The sequence below is a fragment of the Bacillus sp. FSL H8-0492 genome (assembly GCF_038006145.1).
GTDB classification, from domain to species: Bacteria; Bacillota; Bacilli; order Bacillales; family Bacillaceae_G; genus Bacillus_A; species Bacillus_A mycoides.
Window position 1 is genome coordinate 4,275,957 of sequence record NZ_JBBOUP010000001.1, and the last position, 16,079, is coordinate 4,292,035.

General features: G+C 37.1%; 17 protein-coding genes. 3 read left to right on the forward strand and 14 right to left on the reverse strand.

Annotation, left to right across the window (positions count from 1 at the left end; genetic code table 11):
• Window positions 1-97: 97 nt before the first annotated feature.
• Window positions 98-1,687: an ABC transporter substrate-binding protein gene (locus tag MHH66_RS21975; RefSeq protein WP_078184555.1), complete on the reverse strand. Its 1,590-nt coding sequence runs from the start codon at window positions 1,685-1,687 to the stop codon at window positions 98-100.
• A 470-nt stretch (window positions 1,688-2,157) separates the two neighbouring features.
• Between MHH66_RS21975 and MHH66_RS21980 the strand changes: the two genes are divergently transcribed.
• Window positions 2,158-2,496, forward strand: coding sequence for a hypothetical protein (locus MHH66_RS21980; RefSeq protein ID WP_078184554.1), 339 nt, complete (start codon window positions 2,158-2,160; stop codon window positions 2,494-2,496).
• 107 nt (window positions 2,497-2,603) lie between these two features.
• On the opposite strand, the gene MHH66_RS21985 is transcribed toward MHH66_RS21980, so the two are convergent.
• From MHH66_RS21985 to MHH66_RS22015, 7 genes are all read right to left on the reverse strand, one after another.
• The gene (locus MHH66_RS21985; RefSeq protein WP_078184553.1) at window positions 2,604-3,116 is read right to left on the reverse strand and encodes a protein kinase; all 513 of its coding nucleotides are present in this window, start codon (window positions 3,114-3,116) and stop codon (window positions 2,604-2,606) included.
• 146 nt (window positions 3,117-3,262) lie between these two features.
• Complete coding sequence (locus MHH66_RS21990; RefSeq protein WP_078184552.1) at window positions 3,263-4,240, reverse strand: ornithine cyclodeaminase family protein; 978 nt, start codon at window positions 4,238-4,240, stop codon at window positions 3,263-3,265.
• A gap of 19 nt (window positions 4,241-4,259) precedes the next feature.
• A complete protein-coding gene (locus MHH66_RS21995; protein WP_078184626.1) occupies window positions 4,260-5,312 on the reverse strand; it encodes a proline racemase family protein in 1,053 nt (350 codons plus the stop codon).
• Between the two features lie 256 nt (window positions 5,313-5,568).
• Entirely contained in the window at window positions 5,569-6,030 is a 462-nt protein-coding gene (locus MHH66_RS22000; RefSeq protein ID WP_078184551.1) for a VOC family protein, read from the reverse strand.
• Window positions 6,031-6,171: 141 nt separating this feature from the next.
• Entirely contained in the window at window positions 6,172-7,374 is a 1,203-nt protein-coding gene (gene lhgO, locus MHH66_RS22005) for an L-2-hydroxyglutarate oxidase (RefSeq protein ID WP_078184550.1), read from the reverse strand.
• 58 nt (window positions 7,375-7,432) lie between these two features.
• Window positions 7,433-8,371: a glutarate dioxygenase GlaH gene (gene glaH / locus MHH66_RS22010; protein ID WP_078184549.1), complete on the reverse strand. Its 939-nt coding sequence runs from the start codon at window positions 8,369-8,371 to the stop codon at window positions 7,433-7,435.
• Window positions 8,372-8,900: 529 nt separating this feature from the next.
• The gene (locus tag MHH66_RS22015; RefSeq protein ID WP_001225455.1) at window positions 8,901-9,254 is read right to left on the reverse strand and encodes a DUF3870 domain-containing protein; all 354 of its coding nucleotides are present in this window, start codon (window positions 9,252-9,254) and stop codon (window positions 8,901-8,903) included.
• A 240-nt stretch (window positions 9,255-9,494) separates the two neighbouring features.
• Here MHH66_RS22015 and MHH66_RS22020 point away from each other — a divergent pair, with 240 nt between their 5' ends.
• Window positions 9,495-9,710, forward strand: coding sequence for a YflJ family protein (locus MHH66_RS22020; protein WP_002030060.1), 216 nt, complete (start codon window positions 9,495-9,497; stop codon window positions 9,708-9,710).
• A 153-nt stretch (window positions 9,711-9,863) separates the two neighbouring features.
• Here the strand turns inward: MHH66_RS22020 and MHH66_RS22025 are convergent, their stop codons facing one another.
• From MHH66_RS22025 to MHH66_RS22035, 3 genes are all read right to left on the reverse strand, one after another.
• Window positions 9,864-10,817, reverse strand: coding sequence for a TRM11 family SAM-dependent methyltransferase (locus tag MHH66_RS22025; RefSeq protein WP_002087319.1), 954 nt, complete (start codon window positions 10,815-10,817; stop codon window positions 9,864-9,866).
• Window positions 10,818-10,988: 171 nt separating this feature from the next.
• Window positions 10,989-12,593 (reverse strand): N-acetylmuramoyl-L-alanine amidase, encoded by a 1,605-nt coding sequence (locus tag MHH66_RS22030; RefSeq protein WP_078184548.1) that lies wholly within the window; start codon window positions 12,591-12,593, stop codon window positions 10,989-10,991.
• A 307-nt stretch (window positions 12,594-12,900) separates the two neighbouring features.
• Entirely contained in the window at window positions 12,901-13,950 is a 1,050-nt protein-coding gene (locus MHH66_RS22035; RefSeq protein WP_078184547.1) for a M42 family metallopeptidase, read from the reverse strand.
• Between the two features lie 127 nt (window positions 13,951-14,077).
• Between MHH66_RS22035 and MHH66_RS22040 the strand changes: the two genes are divergently transcribed.
• The gene (locus tag MHH66_RS22040; RefSeq protein WP_078184546.1) at window positions 14,078-14,257 is read left to right on the forward strand and encodes a hypothetical protein; all 180 of its coding nucleotides are present in this window, start codon (window positions 14,078-14,080) and stop codon (window positions 14,255-14,257) included.
• Between the two features lie 20 nt (window positions 14,258-14,277).
• Here MHH66_RS22040 and MHH66_RS22045 read toward each other — a convergent pair whose 3' ends face one another.
• The 3 genes from MHH66_RS22045 to MHH66_RS22055 form a co-directional block, all read right to left on the reverse strand.
• Window positions 14,278-14,604 carry a nucleoside triphosphate pyrophosphohydrolase gene (locus MHH66_RS22045; protein WP_078184545.1) on the reverse strand — a complete coding sequence of 109 codons (327 nt, stop codon included), beginning with the start codon at window positions 14,602-14,604 and terminating at the stop codon, window positions 14,278-14,280.
• A gap of 17 nt (window positions 14,605-14,621) precedes the next feature.
• Window positions 14,622-14,810, reverse strand: a complete 189-nt coding sequence (locus MHH66_RS22050; protein WP_078184544.1) for a hypothetical protein — start codon at window positions 14,808-14,810, stop codon at window positions 14,622-14,624.
• A 120-nt stretch (window positions 14,811-14,930) separates the two neighbouring features.
• The gene (locus MHH66_RS22055) at window positions 14,931-16,010 is read right to left on the reverse strand and encodes an RNA-guided endonuclease InsQ/TnpB family protein (protein ID WP_078184543.1); all 1,080 of its coding nucleotides are present in this window, start codon (window positions 16,008-16,010) and stop codon (window positions 14,931-14,933) included.
• Window positions 16,011-16,079 lie beyond the last annotated feature (69 nt).

A 16,079-nucleotide genomic window follows, 5' to 3' on the forward strand; every position in this document is an offset into this window, starting at 1 on the left:
AAACTTTAATCAGTGGGGGTTTTGTCCATCCCCACTGATTATTAGCCCATTAAAGCGGGATAAAGAAGCTGATTTCCACCAGCTTCTTTACAGTTTCTTATTTCACTTCATAAATTTTCGATAGATCTTCAAACATTGTAACTGGAATTGCTTTTGCTTCTTTTAATCCATCAAACTTTTTATCTACTGCAATAACTGCTTTCGGATATGCGATTGGAAGATAAGGTAAGTCTTCTCTAGCTGTATCTTGGATTTTATGGTATAGCTCTGCGCGTTTCGTTTTATCTGTTTCAACCGCAGCTTCTTCCCATAACTTATCAAAGTCAGCATTTTTATAACGTGCATAATTGTATTCTGCATTACTTAAGAATAAGCTCTTATATGAATCTGGCTCTGGTCCCATTATGTAACCACCGAATGTAATGTCATAGTCTTTATTCGCTTTATCTAAGCCTTTTTCACTTGCCGCACTAGCATCTAATGCATTCAGTTCAACTTGTAAGCCAACTTCTTGTAATTTTTGCTGTGTATAAAGTGCTAGACTTTCCATGATTTTATTATTCGTTACATACATAACGCGGATTTTTTCTTTATCTTTCACACCAGCTTTTGCTAATAAATCTTTCGCTTCTTTTTGATCATACTTATACTCTTTAATATCTTTCGCATAATACATAGCGTCTGGCGTTAAGATTGAATTTGCCGGTTCTGCAAATTGACTAGAAACGAACGCTGAGTTAATCATTTCTTTCTTATCTAATGCATGCGCAATCGCTTGGCGCACTTCTTTTTTCTTCATAAGGTCTGTATTAAAGTTATAAGCTAAGTAGAATAATCTACCTTCAGGGAATGTGACCATTGAGAAGTTCCCAGTGCTATCTAATTTCTTAAAGTCTTGCGGTTCAATCATTTTCATATTGATTTGACCATTTTGTAGTGAAACGTTTGCTGTATTACGATCTTTTACAACGCGGTACACGACAGAATCTAATTTCGCTTTACCAGCAAAATAATCATCGAATCGCTCTAGCGCAACATATTCATCTGATTTAAACTCTTTTAATTTAAATGGACCTGATCCAACAGGTTGTAGGTTTTTCTTACTCTTCACTAAATCCGCTTCACCTTCAAATACATGTTTCGGAATTGGGAAGAAGTCATTCATAACCCCTTCGAAAGATGCACTTACTTGTGGTAATACAAATTGAGTCGTTAGCTCATCCACTTTTTTTACCTCAAGCGGCTTTCCTTTAAAAATAAAGTTTTCACGGCTTGAACTATTTTGCTTCTCATCTAAAATAGATTGGAATGTAAATACAATATCGTCTGATGTAATTTTCTTACCATCATGCCATTTCAAATTATCTTTTAGTTTTAACGTCCATGTTAATTGATCCTCTGAAGGCGTAAAGCTCTCAGCAAGAACAAACTTTTTCTTACCGTCTTCCATATGATACAACGGTGCATATAAAGCTTGCTGTATCGTTAACGACACACGATCATTCGCATAAAGCGGATTCATCGTATCCGGATTATCACTAACACCAACCGTTAACGTTCCTCCGTCTTTCGGAGTCCCTGATTTACTAGTGTTCGCTTGCTTCGAAGAATCTTTCTCCCCTGAGCAAGCCGCTAATGCAATAAGTAATAGTAGGACAAATGGTAATGCAAACAACTTCTTCTTCATATTTCGACCCCTCTCGACTATTTACACCTATAAGAAAACTCGGAATTAATACCGAGTTTTCTTATAGGTTTTAAATTACCACTACCCGTATGTATTGTCAAACTTTTTCGCAAAGGTAGACAGTTTGAAATCTATTAATGAATTCTTGCGATAAAGTGAAACTTTAATCAGTGGGGGTTTGTCCATCCCCCACTGATTATTAGCCTTCACCAATCGGGCTTTTACGGGCAGTTGATCTCCCACCTAACTCCTCCGCATTCGCCGAATTTTGAGGTGGGAGTCTTACTGCCCGTTAATGCGGGATAAAATATATTTATGCGGAGGGGAAAATAAAAAGACCACGAATAAGTAGCCTCATAAAATGAGTTGAAAAACTATCAACTTACAGAAAATCCCTCTAAAATGATTGTTATATATGATCGAAAATGTAGAATGAAATTAAGGACAAAAAACACATTTAGGAGGTTATCATGACATTTGATGAATTGAAAAAAAATAAACCAACAACCTCATGGGTTGAGTATGATGAAGATGGGGAATTTTTCACTGAAGAAAATATAAGTGCAACAAACAAAGTCCTCGACACCTACATTAACAATTTAGAGCAATTGGGAGAGAATCCAACCGAAGTCGAAATAATGCAAGTCGTTAAAGAGGTAGTTATTAAACTAAATGAACTAAATATCGAACATGACCATTTTATCGAAACAATGGAAAGAGAAGATCTCTATGAATTTATCGATGCAGCTGCACGAATAGCTGGCTTAGAATCCGAAGAAGATATAACAGAAGAATGGCGGGAATGGTAAAAAAGCTGCATACTTAGTGTCTAAATTTACTCCTTCATAAAACTTTGTCCCTTATTCTCCAATTAGAAAATAAGGGACAAACAAAGCTAATCAAATACTGATATACATTAAAATCTCCATTCATTTCCCATTACTTTAAAATACAGTTTTTCAAACCCACTAAAATACTTACTATAAATACTTAACATTTCAATATATGTATGAATAACTTGACTTAAATCAAAATGAACACCATCTTTAGCTAAGTCATAGCTATCGTCTAGACTATACAATTCAAAGTATTCCGCCTCCCAATGCACCCCCCTGTTGACTAAAAGTCTAGTGGTGCATTTAATTGATTCTTCAATGGTCAGTTCATGTTCTTTTAGTTTTTCATGAATGACGGAAAGAGTTAACTTAACAGTGTATTCTTCATCAACTGTGCTACTAAACTCAAATAACTTCCCTTCAATATCATCTATCTTTGCTTTAGACATTAAGGATATCTCAATTATTTCATATGGCGGACTGTCACTTGCTTCAATCAATTTATCACACCATTGAATTACTTCAGCTTTACTCCACAACCCACAGCAAAGCCCTAAGCCATAAATACGAGTTAATTTCCGAACTAAATCCAAGGTTTCTCACCTGCAATTTTTTATATGCATTTTTGTTTAATTTTAACAGAATATATGATACATCACATAATTTCTTTGCAAACACTACACATTACAATTGAGATGCATACGCGCATTATAAACAAAAAGACCACCAAAAGGCAGCCTCAAAACTCAATCCTATTCCCCACTCCACATTCCACCGCTTTTTCATACAAATACTTCGCAACGATAATGTCTACTACCGCCAAACCAACTGATTTGAAAATAGTAATCTCTTCATCGTTCTCTCTACCAGCTTTTTCTCCGCTAATGATTTGACCAAGTTCAGCATAGATGTCGCTCGCTTCAAATAATCCTTCTTTTATAGGAACTTGAAGGTCACCCGTTTCTTCTAGTGCTGCTTCTTTTGATTCGACTACTACTTTGTTTGCGTTCGCGATGGCGTGAGATGGTAGTTCTTGCATGCTCGGTCTAAATGAACCGACGGCGTTTATGTGGACGCCTTTTTGTAGTTTTTCTGAGAAGACTGGTGTGGATGCATTCGTTGTTGTGACGATGATGTCTGCTTCGCTTATTGCTTCATTTGGATCTCTGTAGACGTACGCTGGTTTGCTGAATTTTTCTTGTATATATTGCGCAAATGCATACGCTTTTTCTTCTGTTCGGTTGTATAAAATTACTTTTTCGATATCTCTAACCGCGAATACAGCTTCTGCAATTCCTTTCGCTTGTTCACCTGTACCGATAATGCATAAGTTTTTTGCGTTATGACGAGCTAAATGTTTTGTCGCTACTCCTGATAAGGCACCTGTTCGAATCATCGTTAAGTACGATCCTTCTAAAAGCGCAAGCGGTTCTCCCGTTTGAAAGTCTGATAGCATAACGATCCCGTTTATCGTTTTCTTTCCTATCTTTTTATTATGCGGAGCTACCGTTACTACTTTTAAACCGAGCGCTTCGAGTCCTTCCGCTACTGAAGGCATAATTAATGCGGTATTTTGCTCGTTCGCAAATGGTAATGAGCCACGAATTGGTGTGATCGTTCTTTCTGCTGAAAATTCTTTTAAAGCAAGCGCCGCGTATTCAATGACTTCCTTCATATTTACTAAGTTTCGTTGTTCGTTCGCGCTTATGACTAGCATATCTTTCCACCTCCTCCTTCTACTCTAACAAAAATCCCCTATTCAAATCATCTCTCGGGTCTACAACGAACTGATGAAATCCTGTAATAAATGCATTCCCCGTTACTTTCGGAACGACAGCTTCATATGTATCTACCGCTGTTACCGACAATACTTCTCCCTCAAATTGGCCGTCAGTAATGCATTCGTGGATGAACATCTCTCTTTTTTGTAAGGCATCTTTTTCAAAAAGAGTTGCGATTCTTGCGGATGTTCCTGTACCGCAAGGGGAACGGTCGACTTGCCCATCAGCAAAGATCGTTACATTTCTTAAAGTAGCGTCTTTTCCTTTCGGTTCATCTGAGAAAATAACTCCGTATATTCCTTTTAAATCTTCTTCAAGTGGATGTTTTACTTCCATTTGACTTTCAATGTAGTGTTTAATTTTACCGCCCCACGTTTGAATTGCAGCTAAATCTTTAAAATCGACTTTCAAACCAAACTCTTTACTATCCACTACAGCGTAGAATGCTCCGCCAAACGCGATATCTACTTGAAATTCATAGTCATCTATTTTGATAGGAATGTCTTTCTTGTATACGAACGAAGGAACGTTTTCAAATGATACTGCCTCTACTTCGCTCCCGTTATATGTTGCATACGCAATAACTTCCCCGGCAGGGCTATCAATAATGAATTTTTGTTTTTCACCTGTCACTTCAAACATACCTGTTTCAATTCCAACTGTAATAACAGCGATAATTCCGTGACCACACATCGTACTCCAGCCTTCATTGTGCATAAATAATACGCCAAAATCAGCATGAGAACTTGCGGGCGGAGTAATGATACAACCGTACATGCCGTGATGTCCTCTCGGTTCATACATAAGAACCTCGCGAAGATGATCCAAATGTTCCATGCAGTATGCGCGTCTTTCTAGTTGCGTTTCTCCCTTTATCTCTGGCACTCCGCCCGTAATGATTCGAAGTGGTTCCCCAGCTACGTGAGCATCAATTGTTGTGTATATTTTACTAACCTTCATTTCTATCTCTCCCCTATATGTTAATACTATTTTCATTGCAAGTATCATGCCAACGCATAGAGTATAAAGTGAAACTTTAATCAGTCGGAGGGTCTTCATCCCCCACCGATTATTAGCCCACACCAATCGGGCTTTTATGGGCAGTTAATGCGGGATAAATCTGTATACATTTTTTGAAAAATACATACTACTGTCTATTTTTTTATACAGTAGGTGATTATTAGCCCTAAAACAAAAAGATCCCCCGAAAACTCAGGGGGTGATTTAAGCCATAGTTTTGCGGGATTTGAGTTGAAAATCGAATTTATTCTTCACTCTCCAAGCTTTCCCACTCACTCAAATACATGACATCTTGTTTTACTTTTTTCTTTTCAGGAAGTAAACATAGAAATTCTAAAGAATTGCCGTCAGGATCATAAAAATAAAGATTTGCAGTCGGTGTCCACGTTTGAACCATAGGCTCGGAAGGTTCAAGACCGAAAGCGGCTCTTGGGTTTATTCCTTTATTAAGAAGCCATTCTCTTGCATGAATGATTTCTTCATAGTTAACCTTGAATGCAAAGTGACTTGTATGGAATGCTTCTTCCGATACTTCCCAAATGCCCAGCATTTGTTCCTTCTTATTTTCTTTATCAAACCAAAAGAATGCTACACGGCGTTCTTCAATAGTGCGAGCATGAAATAATCCAAGTTTAGTATAAAACTCTTTTGCCACTTCTAAATTTTTTGTTTTAACATGTGTTTCATATAAAGTACCTGGAAACAAAGCATATCCCTCCTTTATATTTTTAGAGATTCTTACTATAAATCCTATTTTAATAAACTAGAAATAGAAGTGATCTCGTATTTTCTTTAAATAGTTTTCAATTTCGTAGCCCTGATACTAAAGAAAAATCACCCTGACCCATCAAATCCTAACCGCCACCACATCCGGCACTTGCTTAGCAATCTCCTCACCAATCTTTATACTAGCCGTTGCGGCCGGGGATGGTGCGTTGCAAATATGCAGAGAATTGATGCCGGGGATAATGCAGAAGTCATCAACCATATTTCCGTTTGATAAAATGGCTTGTGCCCTTACTCCTGCATGGGTTGGCACGATATCTTTCTCTGTAAGCTCTGGTATTAAGCGCTGCAAGCTTTTTAGGAATGATTGTTTACTGAATGAGCGCACCATTTCTTTTATGCCTTCTTTCATATTTGGCATCGCCATTTTCCAAAAGCCTGTGTATGTCATTGTTTCCATGAAGTCTTTTATATCAAAGTCTGTTTTCGTATAGCCTTCTCGCTTAAAGCTTAATACTGCATTTGGTCCTGCATGTACATCCCCGTTTATCATTCTTGTGAAATGAACACCTAAAAACGGGAATTCTGGGTTTGGAACTGGATAAATTAAATGTTTGACGAGATTGCGTTTTTCTGGGACAAGTTCGTAATATTCACCGCGGAACGGAACAATTTTCATATCTGTTAATATACCTGTCTTTTTCGCAATACGATCACTATGTAATCCAGCGCAGTTAATGAGAAATTTCGTTTTAAATGTGCCTTTGTTTGTCTCAATTGTTACAGCGTCTTTCTTCTCAGTAATACGCTCCGCCGCTGTTCCTAAATGTACTTCTCCCCCGCTTTCTTGAATTAAGCGAGCAAACGCATAACTTACTCCTTTATAATCAGCAATCCCACAAGAAGGAACACGGATTGCGCCAAGTCCTTTTACATGCGGTTCAATTTCAGCTAATTCTTCCTTATCTATTTTTTCAATATGTAAATCGTTTTGTAAGCCTCTCTCATATAAGTTATGTAAAAGAGGAAGTTCGTCCTTTTCTGTAGCGACAATTACTTTTCCGCACATGTCATAAGCGATGTCATTTTCTTCACAAAATTGAACCATAGCTGCATTTCCTTCTTTGGCAAACTTTGCTTTATAACTCCCTGGTTTATAGTAAATTCCAGAGTGAATTACTCCGCTATTATGTCCAGTTTGATGATGTGCAAGTTCCTTTTCTTTTTCAATGATCGCGATTTTCGCACGAGGGAATTTTTTCGTTAAAGCCATTCCCGTTGAAAGGCCAACAATTCCTCCGCCAATAATTATAAAGTCATACATCCTACTTCCCCCTTAATATGATGAAAGGCAGGTCTTTTTTAAGACCCGCCGTACAAACTTATTTAGAAAAACAACCACGTTGACGCATTAGTTCTCTATATAAATCTTTATTTTTCTCAAACGCAGCTCTTCCGTGCATCCAAAATAAGTTGTTTAAAAGAACTAAGTCACCAATTGGTAATTTCAATGCATGTGTTGCTGGTGAGTTTTCAACAGAATATGATAAGTCTTTCAGATAGTTTGCTTGTTCAATATTATCTGGATAAGCGAACTGATCAATAAAGCAAATACATGGTGCGTTATTCACATCAAAAAACGTTTCACGATAGACGATTTCTTGCGCATTTTTACTTGGTGGCGCTTTATACGTAACCTTAACAGATGCGAGCGAATGATTTCTAAATTTATGAAGGTCTTCCCAATCATCTAAATGTAGTAAACGAGATTCTCCGCCTACTGCATTTTGCTCTTCAATTTTCATCATAAGAAGCCAATCTGTCGGCTCATCAACGAATGTACCGTCTGTATGCAGTGTAAACAATCGGTACGCTTGACGAAGATAAGAATCACTACTATCCGTATCTTTCACATTAAATCTAGCATAGTACGTTCCTGTCATTGCATCAAAGTTTGGCTCCCCGATTAAATGTGTTAATGCTGTTGCAAATTTCACGTAGTCTGCTGGATCTGACGTTTCACCTTGTACCCCAATTGTAAATCCGCCCGTTTCACGGTCATGAACAATGCCGCGAATGTTATCCATAAATGATTGCCCAAAAATCTTTCTCATTCCATCCGCAAGATTAAACCGAGAATAGGGAATGTATTGCAGTGACTGCTCTGAATGCTCTTTTACCTCTTCAAAAAACTGCTTAAGCAATTGCTGATTTAAAACAATATGATATAAACGTTTATGCTCTGGATGAGGAGCAATTTCATACCCCTCATATTTCTTTGCAAATTTCATCTTTGCATTTTGTTCTGTAATAATCGACATTTCAATTCCTCCCTAATTTAAATATGAAGAATGTATTGACGCTTTTTACAGACAGTTATCCTTATCTTCTTATGCTGAGATTCGGTCTTACTGTCCTAACAACGAAAAAGCCAGTTATACGCATACCACGACATAAAATCGTAGAAACGTACAACTGGCTCATAATTACGAGTGTTCTTTAATCTCTTAAAGTACAATAATAATAGACAGTTTGTATGAAAATATTTGTAAAACAGGAAAGCAAGATCGAATATAGAGAAGGCTAATTTCTCGTATGGATCTCATTAATTAAATAATAATTCAAAATATTCTAACTGTCAATTCGTTTTTTATTATTTTCTCTACATACTTTATATGTTTTAAAAATCCCCTTACTTTCTACGCACCCTCTTTTTTTCATCTCTTGTTTTACAACTTACACTTCATTTAACTTTTTCATAGTTCTTGCCTCCTCAATAAAATAAGCCAGTCGTATCTCTTTAAAAGAAATACAACTGGCTCTCGTTTATGGTTGTAAACTAGATAGTTTTTATGGTGTTGTTTCCTCGTACTCTCCCCTGGGCTGTTCATCATTTAAATAACTTACATATTGGCGATGTAAATCTTTCACCGCACTGACGATAGCATTTTGCGCTTTTCCTTGATAATGGTCCGTAATATCTTGAACGATTTCCTCAATACCATCTTGCAAACTATGTCCTCTCAACATTTGAGCGACGAAGTCTCTACCATGCTCTGTCGCAAGCGTACATGATGCTTCAATAATGACATGATATTTATGATCTGCCTCAATTGTAATTGTTAATGTTTCATACATACTGCGAACAGCCATACCTTTCGGAAGTCTCGAATGTCCTGCCATAAAAAAAGTCCCTTTACGCATATTTCATCCTCCGTTACTATGTTAAGAGCCAGAAAAACAATGTACACATTTGCATTGAATTTTACTACCCTTATCCTTATAGCTCGTACTTCTGCTAAAGAAGCTCAAGTGGAAAGAAGTTACTCTCTTCATTTTCAAACATAAATCTGGGCTTACAGCGAGGCTAATCACTGTCATCCGATAATAAGTTAATCATAATAAAAATAAACTGAATATTCAATATCAAACTCCGCGAATTTCATGAATAAAAAAAGAAAATTCTCTCACCCAGGCACATATACTGTTCAAAAGAAAAAAGGAAGTGGTCTCATGTATTACGGAACAAAAGGCTGGTACGTAGCTGAGCTAAAAAAATTAGGTGTTCGCTATCATGAAGGACGAAAACTAGAAAGTTACCGCGCACACGTATTACGCAATTTATTAATCGCACAACAAGAGACAACGAAAGAAGAATAATTTGATATCGGCTGATTCTCTGAATATATCGGCGATTCGACATGGAATATCGACTTATCGCCAAATCCCTCCTTCCATTCCACCAACCAATCACACATCAAGCTACAATAATACAAACCAAAAAAGGTCACCCAAACGGGTGACCTTTCTTTCCTATTCACAAACAAGAATTTGTCTAGAAAATGATCCTTTTCTTGTGATACAGCGGTCTGTAATTTCAAATCCCGCTTCATGAATCATGTCGTCCATTGTTTCCATCGTTACAACGACTACTTTTTTTGCAATGCGGCGCGCACTTGACAGAATCGAGAGTTGATCTTCTGGTGTTGCGTGCGTAAATAGGTCGTACGGCATATCGATAATTGCGACGTCGTAGTTCTCAGTAAGTTCTTCAATCGGGCCATTTGTTACTGTTCCTTCAAACCCGAAATGTGCGATGTTTTTTCTCGTTCCAAGAACCACAAGTGGATTTATATCTCTACCAACGATGTTAATCCCCATAGAAAGTGCTTCTACTACTACTGTTCCAATACCACAGCACGGGTCAATAGCTCGTACTCCCTCTGGGTTCGGTACAGCGATATTTGCGACAGCTCTAGCAACACGTGTGCTCAGTGATGTCGAGTAGCTATGCGGTTTTTTTATGTGATGATACCAAACCGGATCACTTTCTACATAGTGTCCGAAGTACCAACGTCCGCCAAGAGGAACAATCCCGAATGCACGCTCTGGATTACGAACGTCTGCTTCTCCTTCAATATGCATGCCGAGGTCTCGCTCAATAAGACGTCTGTCTCCATATTCAATTTTATTCTCTCCAACAAGGTCATTAATCTTAACGAAGATGACTTTGAACGTCGCTCCCGCCAAGTCAATTTGTTCCACTTGTTCCAAAATGCTTTCTAAGTCGTCCCCTTCATACATAACCTCAACGCGCTCTTTAATAAACGGACTTCTACTCGGAGCAATCTTGACTTCACTTTTCAAAATATTAACGTGAGACTCCATCCCAAAGAACGAGCGCATTTCCAAGTAACATAAAGCACGCTCCTCTTCGCGAAACGCATATGTATATATACATGCAGGTGTTTTACTATGATTATTCAATCTATGATCATCCTTTATCGTTTTAAATTGTTATGATTACAATTACTCGAATACTATTTATATAAAATTAAATGATATCACATGCCCGAAATAAAGAGAAACCTTTATAATTCGTTTCACAAATAAAAGAGACTGCCTATTGGCAATCTCTTTTACTATTATCTCTATTAATTAACGGAAAGAAGATACGTTGTTACCCGTTTCTTCGTAGTAATCTAAAATACCTTGATAAATAGCTTCCGCTGCACTTTGTCTCTGTGCTGGTGTAGCTAGTTTATCTGCATCACTTTTATTATCTACAAATGCTAATTCTGCTAATACAGCTGGCATTGTATTTTCTCTAATTACGTATAAATCGCCTTTTTTCACACCACGATCTTTTGTTCCCAGTGCATCTACAAGACGCTCTTGAATTTTTTCTGCTAGTAAACGACTTTCTGATACGTTAGGATTTGTTCCTCTTGCTGTCGCTGATTCATAGTAGAACGTTTCTGTACCTTGTCCATTTTTACTTTCCGTACCATTACCATGGATACTTACAAAGATATCCCCATTATTTTTTTGAGCAAATTCTACACGTTTCTTTAAAGAATCAGAAGCACTTGTTCCTGGACGTGTATCATCTGTACGAGTGAATAACACAGTAAATGGTGTCTTTTTCTCAAATATTTTCTGTAATCGTAATGATACATCTAATACGGTTTGACTTTCTTTCTCATAATAACCTGGATTACCTGAATCCGCTCCACCATGACCTGGATCAATGATAATCGCTTTTCCTTCTAAGAAGTTACCTTGCTTAACTGGATTTAATTGGTTTTTATTAACCCATTGGAAACCAGCGCCCATGCGGATGCGAATCCAGCTGTCCTTCTCTTCAATAACAGTTACTTGTTGTGCGTTATGTGTTCCCATTACTTTTGAAGAAAAAGCTTCTGCATATGTAGTGAATCCTTCATTAATAGCTTCTGTTTTCTCTACTAAAGGTGTCCATTTATCACCGTTACTTGTTGCAATTTTGATCCATCCATCTCGCTCTTCTTTAATTTCAACCGTTTGTGGATTATGCTGATTTGCACTAATCCCAGAACCTAATGATGGTGCGTGATATGTAATGAATTTTCTATCTATGTACATTTTCTTTGTTTCTACTGGGCGATCACTATTTTTGCTAAATTTATCTGTTTGCGCAGTAAGTTGAGCTGCTTGTTCACGCGTAATAGAATCATTCGGTTTCCAGCCATCCTCTGTACCTAAAGAAAGTTTTAATTCTACTAAAATATTAACTTCTTCTTTACCCCAATGATTTTCTAAATCAGCAAATTTTGTAGGCACTGGTCCTGTTACTTGGCTTTTCAATTCATATGCTCTTACAAGCATAGCTGCCATTTCAGCACGAGTTACTTTCCCTTCAGGATCAAATACTCCTGGTTCTCGCCCTTTAATAATATTCTCTTTTTCCATGGCTGCAATAAATGGGGCTGCCCAATTATTTTTTGCATCATTATAAGACGGCTTCGCGTTTGGATCTACTTTAGCACCAATTGCTGTTGCGATAATTTTTGCTGCCTGGGCACGTGTTAAATTTCCGTATGGCATAAAGTTACCATCTGGCATACCGTTAATTACATTTCTCTCTACTAAATAATAAATTGCGTCTTTTGACCACGCATTGTCTGAAACATCGGGAAATTTCTTCGTTTCTGCTAAACTACTAATTGGATGTGCTAGTAAATTTGCTGCTAATAAGCCTGCGACTATTGCTTTGTACTTCATGAAAAATAAATCTCCTCTCAAAACTTCATATTCATGCAACTTTTTCAATCAATCTAACTAAAAAATATTAACTATCAATTAATTCCTTTCATAGTGTATAACATTATATATCTATAGTAAATACGTTTCCGCCGTATAACGAAAATCGCATATATATAACTTGTAATGAATGTATATAAAGTAAAAAATTAGTCAGCCCGCAAATAGCGGGATAAAAAAGCGATTAGGACATGTCTCCTAATCGCTTCTCCAAATGAAAAGCTGATTAAAAATAGTATCTTTAATCAGCTCTCTATTATCTATGAAATTATTCTTCAATTAAATTAGACATTACATATGCATAAACAAGCGCTTCCGTATGTGCAATCGAGCTTTCATGCGTTCGCTCAAATGCGTGAGAAGAATCAATACCAGCTCCAATTAACGCATGTTTCACATCAAATCCGGCGCGAATCGCAGCTGATGCGTCTGATCCGTAGTATGGATAAATATCCACTTTATATTCAATAGCATTCGCTTTCGCCAGTTCAACTAAATGCTTACGTAAAGCGTAATGGTATGGACCGCTAGAATCTTTCGCACAAATAGATACTGTATATTCATCAGATGCTTGTCCATCACCTAACGCTCCCATATCAACTGCTAAATATTCTACCGTTTCCTCTGGAATATTCGAGTTTCCACCGTACCCAATTTCTTCATTATTAGAAATTAAGAAATGTGTTGTATATGGTAATGTTACCTTTTCATCTTGTAATCTTTTAATTAATTTCAATAGAATTGCTACACTTACTTTATCGTCTAAATGGCGTGATTTTATGTATCCACTCTTCGTAATTTGAACGCGTGGATCAAATGAAACGAAGTCTCCTACTTCAATTCCTAACTCACGTACTTCATCTGCTGAAAAGACACGCTCATCAATACGCACTTCAATATTTTTCTCATCGCGCTTCGCTTCCCCTGCATCTTTGTACACATGGACAGAAGTTTGATGCATTAAAATTGTACCTGTATACGTCTTACCGCTTGACGTTTCAATTTCGCAATATTCCCCTTCTACAGAGTTCCAGCGAAATCCACCAATCATAGATAGTCGAAGACGACCGTCTGGCTTAATTTCTTTCACCATTGCGCCTAACGTATCAACATGTGCAGTTAATAAACGGTGCTGCTCATCATTCTTCCCTTTAACCGTTAAAATAAGAGCGCCTTTATTATTACGCTTCGTCTCTACATTCCACTCACTTACATAGTTTTCAATAAAATCAATAATTTTCGCCGTGTTTCCAGATGGACTTGGAATAGAGACAAGCTCCTTGATTAATTCCATCGTTTCTTTCGCATGATGTGCCATTGTCGTTTCCCCCTCGTTTTTTCTACTATTTAGTATAGCGAAATTACAATAAAACCTCTACTCATATAGTCTAATTTTCTAAATTATAGTAAAATTTAGTTTAGTAAGTGAAAAGGAGATAACAAAAATGAATGTAATGAAAAAACATGTACATATTGCACTTATTTGGTTTTTATCATCATTACTATGTTTACAAGTCTCTTATGTCGTTCACACTACTACCTCAATTACAATTGGCTGGGCATTAACTATTATCTTCTTAATCATTAGCCTAATTGTAGGAAAAAAGCACAGCGCTACTGAGTAAGCTGTGCTTTTTCTATAAAACTACTCTTCCGAAACGTCCATCAAATAAATCCCTCTTGTAAACCCGCCGCGCTCTTCTTCTTTCTGCTTACGAATACGCTCTATATCTTCAATTGTTGCACCTTCTGCGCGAGCTAATGAAACAATAACTTCAAGTGCATCTGCAAGTGAATCTAGCGCATGTTCACGCTCTTTCATCGAAGCAAATTCACGAATTTCTTCTGTACCAATTTTCGCTAACGCTTGTATGTAAGCTTGTCCTGTTAATTTTTGTGATGTATATGTTTTTCCAGACATTAAAATTTTCTCCGGGATACGATCTCTTACTAATTTGTTATAAATTGACATCACTGTTCCTCCTATTTTTAATAACACCCAAGCTCTGCTTTATAGAAAAACCACTCTTTTTTCACATCCCGTTCTTCCTTCACTTCACCAGAGAAAGCAACAGTTGGATGTCCCTCAAAGAATAATACAGTCCGTACCGCAAGAGATGGTGTACTATGCAAAGCATAATATTTGAGACTCCCACGACTAAAGTCGCAAGCCCGAATCCTTACGAAATTACGGGTGGGATTCTTGAATGACTAAGCGTTCGCAGTCCATTTCTGTTTTGAACAGCCTTCAAGATGAGGGCATCTCATTGCCCCTCCTAAACCAGACCATATAGGTGCTTAGGCTGATTGACTGTTACCATCAATCACAGTTGCATAGCGAATATTCATCGCCCCAACGATATCACGGTGTGTCTCAAACCCACATGGACACTTGTACTTTCTGTCTTGTGCCCTGTTCTTTTTAGCGCATTTCGGACAGCTTTGACTTGTATAAGCTGGATTCACATATTCAACCTGAATATCAGCTAATATCGCTTTATATTCAATAAATTTTGACAAACGATAGAATGACCAAGTGTGTAGGTTTTTTTCGTTTTTACGGCTTGTTCTTGCCGTCTGTCTTATATTCATTAATTGTTCTAATCGAATGACAGAAATATGATTTACAATCGCAAAATTAATGATTTCACGACTTATTGTATGATCTTTATCTTGCATCCATCTTTGTTCTTTATCATCCATTCGCCGAATGGCATTTACTTTTTTGTCTTTTCCTAACTTTTTGCGAACACTACGAAACTTACGCTTCCTATATTTGTTGTTCCTACCATTTCCAAAGAAACGAACCTTATCATCATCAGTGATTGCTACCGCGGGGACTTTGAGACCTAAGTCTACTCCTAAAATTTTCGTTCCTGCCTTTTCATTTGTAGGAAGCGTGACAGATATTTGGGCCATCCACTTATTCGATTTCATTGTGATGCGAAGTGTACCTAATTTATGTTTTAACAGATTCAGATTACGATTGTTTTTATCGCTTAATAAAGCTCGGATTTTTACACGAGTGGACTTTCCATTTACCTTAAACGGGATTGAAATATGAGTGGCGTCAAACGAATAATTTTGATTGTTCCATATACAAACAGGCCTCTTTAAAATCGGAATGATTTTATACTTGCTTTTGTTTACTTTTGTAGCAAACAAACTTTTCGCTTCTTTGATTGCTTGATTCTTCACCGCACTTGGGATATTTGCTTCAATATTTTTCGTGCTTTTTTTCGTACTTTCTTTTGCTTCAACCATTTCTGATACAAGTGTATTTATGACTTTGATATATTCCTGACTACTTTGTTCTAATAAACGGATTTGTTCTTTTGTTGGAATCAATTTGACTTTCACTGTTAGGGTCTGTGACATACGTTTCATCCCCTTGTTTTTTGATTTTCAACATCGTTCATGTGATACATTCCTAGCAATAGAAACAAA